1 protein-coding gene and 5 tRNA genes are annotated in these 1767 nt (G+C 34.0%); 1 reads left to right on the top strand and 5 read right to left on the bottom strand.

Annotated elements, in window-relative coordinates; translation table 11 throughout:
• Positions 1–182: 182 nt before the first annotated feature.
• Positions 183–254, top strand: a tRNA-Trp gene (locus ACYVJS_RS10495).
• Between the two features lie 86 nt (positions 255–340).
• Here ACYVJS_RS10495 and ACYVJS_RS10490 read toward each other — a convergent pair.
• The 5 genes from ACYVJS_RS10490 to ACYVJS_RS10470 form a co-directional block, all read right to left on the bottom strand.
• Positions 341–425: transfer RNA gene (locus ACYVJS_RS10490), tRNA-Ser, on the bottom strand.
• Between the two features lie 21 nt (positions 426–446).
• Positions 447–518: transfer RNA gene (locus ACYVJS_RS10485), tRNA-Lys, on the bottom strand.
• Between the two features lie 152 nt (positions 519–670).
• Positions 671–741: transfer RNA gene (locus tag ACYVJS_RS10480), tRNA-Thr, on the bottom strand.
• Positions 742–821: 80 nt separating this feature from the next.
• Positions 822–893, bottom strand: a tRNA-Met gene (locus ACYVJS_RS10475).
• A gap of 133 nt (positions 894–1026) precedes the next feature.
• Positions 1027–1635, bottom strand: coding sequence for an NADH dehydrogenase subunit 6 (locus ACYVJS_RS10470; RefSeq protein ID WP_460624618.1), 609 nt, complete (start codon positions 1633–1635; stop codon positions 1027–1029).
• Positions 1636–1767 lie beyond the last annotated feature (132 nt).

Below are 1767 nucleotides of genomic sequence, written 5' to 3'. Positions count from 1 at the left end.
ATATAGAATTATTACAATAGATATTATAGATGTAATATTTTATATTACCTAATATATATAGATTTTATATAGAGTTCACGAGCGGTTACTCACTGACGGATTGCAAATCTGTACAAGTAGGGTTCGACTCCCTATGAACTCTAATAAAAATAATCATAATATAGATTATAAGTAATTAGGTAAGGGACGTCGTATAACGGTTAGTATATAGGTTTCCAAAACCTTTGATAGTGGTTCGATTCCGCTCGTCCTTACAGACTATACTTATATAGTACTTATATAAGCAAGGTTAATTAATATTTAAAGAGGTGAAATATATTAGTATATATTAAATTGATTCCGGAAGAGATAGGATTCGAACCTACAAGGATAGATATCCGTTCAGTTAGCAACCGAAGCCACCTCACCAATAGCTGTGCTCTTCCTATATAAACAAACATTTATTAGGGGAGTAGAAGGGATCGAACCCACGACAGACTGATTAAGAGTCAGTTGCTCTGCCACTGAGCTATACTCCCTAATCTGATATTTTATAACACATTTAACATCTTTTTTTTTTACTTCTGACCCCCCGTGATTCGAACACGGAAGTCTTCTCCGCCAAAGGGAGACGGGTTACCATTACCCTAGAGGTCATATATAATAATAAAAAAATTATTATATATATCTATGCCCGTGAGAGGAATCGGACCCCTGCCTCAGATTTACAAGATCCACGTTCTACCACTATACTACACAGGCTAACGTCAGCGAGAATCGAACTCGCATTGCCTACGTGAAGGGCAGGAGTATTAACCTTTATACGATGACGTCAATAATATACGCGAAAGAGGGAATCGAACCACTCAATATCAGACTATGAACCTAATGTGTTACCATTACACTATCTCGCATCAGTCTACCTTTTATGTTTTTACTAATTATGTATACTTATAGTTTAATTATGTATATTCATTTTCCTACTATATAAAAACATACATAATAGTATTATATTAATAATTAGATATGGGGAGTATATGTTATTAATTATGTTCGTGGTCGTAGACATAGTGCAATAGGTCCTACCATAGCTAGAAGTAGAATAAAACTAGCTAGTAGAAGCCATACTGAACCATATGTATAAAGTCCATGACCAATAGCTTCGATTTGAAGATGAGATGAGAAAGCATTATCAGCACCAGTATTAGCAAAAGCCATATTAACATCAGAATTTGTAATAGATGTATTAACTCCTAGTAGTAGTCCATTTAGATATGTAAATAGTCCTAGAGGTAGTTCACCAGCATTAGTTGTAGCAGCTGGAATAACAGATAGAATTTCAAAGAAGAATACTGTACCTACAACAAAACCAAGAGGAAGATTCTTAGTATATTCACGTCCAACTGAAACAATTTCAGTAATAGAAATATTTAGCATCATAACTACAAATAGGAATAGAATAGCAATAGCACCTACATAAACAATTAGATATGAGATACCTACAAATCCAACACCTAGAAGTACAAGATATCCAGCAGCGTTAACAAACACAGAGATTAGAAATAGCACTGAAATAACTGGATTAACTGATGTAATAACAAGAACTCCTGATAGTACAGCACCAAATGCAAGAAGATCAAGTAGAAATGTATTCATTATTTTTATATTTTTTTTTATTTATTAATTTAGGTCTAGTTTATACTGCCTTAAATCGGTTTAACCAGTCGCTAGGAGGAATTGAACCTCCTTCTCAATATTAACAGTATCGCGCTCTGACCATTGAGCTAT

This window comes from Microbacterium neimengense, assembly GCF_054782995.1.
The sequence above is the reverse complement of the archived record's forward strand: the minus strand, read 5'-3'. Positions and strand labels throughout refer to the sequence as shown.